The organism is Cupriavidus basilensis OR16, from assembly GCF_000243095.1.
Lineage (GTDB): Bacteria > Pseudomonadota > Gammaproteobacteria > Burkholderiales > Burkholderiaceae > Cupriavidus > Cupriavidus basilensis_D.
Window position 1 is genome coordinate 1 of sequence record NZ_AHJE01000339.1, and the last position, 672, is coordinate 672.

The following is a 672-nucleotide window of genomic DNA, read 5'->3' on the forward strand; positions in this document are numbered from 1 at the left end:
GCCGCCATCGCCCCATTCAAGCGCAACCTTGGTAGCGATCACCGCACGCTCGCGCATGCCAGTCAGTGCCTTACCGACCACCTCCTCTGAATGACCGAAGCCATACACCGGTGCGGTGTCGATCAAATTGATGCCCTGATCGAGTGCGCTACGGATCGTCGCCACGGACGCATTGTCGTCAGTTCCGCCCCACATCCAGCCACCTATCGCCCAAGTGCCCAGCCCAATGCGCGATACCGGGATAGGAATGCCTTCAATACGTGTCGTCTCGACATTCATGTTCAATAACTCCAATGGGTGGTTAGCTGCGGGCGTTCGACTTCCATCTCCAGCCGCCCTAAACGCGTACAATCTAACTCATATATCGTTGAGATGGATTCAACGTGCCATTGAAATAAGCCGCCCTGCCCGCCTCCAATGCCTGCCTTCACCCGTTCCGAACTTGCGGATCTGAATGTGTTCGTCACCATCTGCCGCCGTCGCAGTTTCCGGCAATCGGCAGTCGAGTTGGGCGTGTCGACATCGGCGCTAAGCCACACTATGCGCAAACTCGAAACCCGGCTCGGCGTAAAGCTGCTCAATCGCACCAGCCGCGCGGTGCTGCCGACCGCAGCCGGCAACGCACTAGCGGAACAGCTCGACAAAGGCTTTGAGACTATCGGAGCGGCGATC

General features: G+C 58.3%; 2 protein-coding genes. One reads left to right on the forward strand and one right to left on the reverse strand.

All coding sequences use genetic code 11. From position 1 onward, the window contains the following. The coding region (locus tag OR16_RS39025; RefSeq protein WP_006165029.1) for an aldo/keto reductase at positions 1 to 279 on the reverse strand (279 nt) is incomplete at its 3' end. Between the two features lie 138 nt (positions 280 to 417). Here OR16_RS39025 and OR16_RS39030 point away from each other — a divergent pair. Further along, a partial coding sequence (locus OR16_RS39030; protein ID WP_006165030.1) for a helix-turn-helix domain-containing protein occupies positions 418 to 672 on the forward strand: 255 nt, incomplete at its 3' end.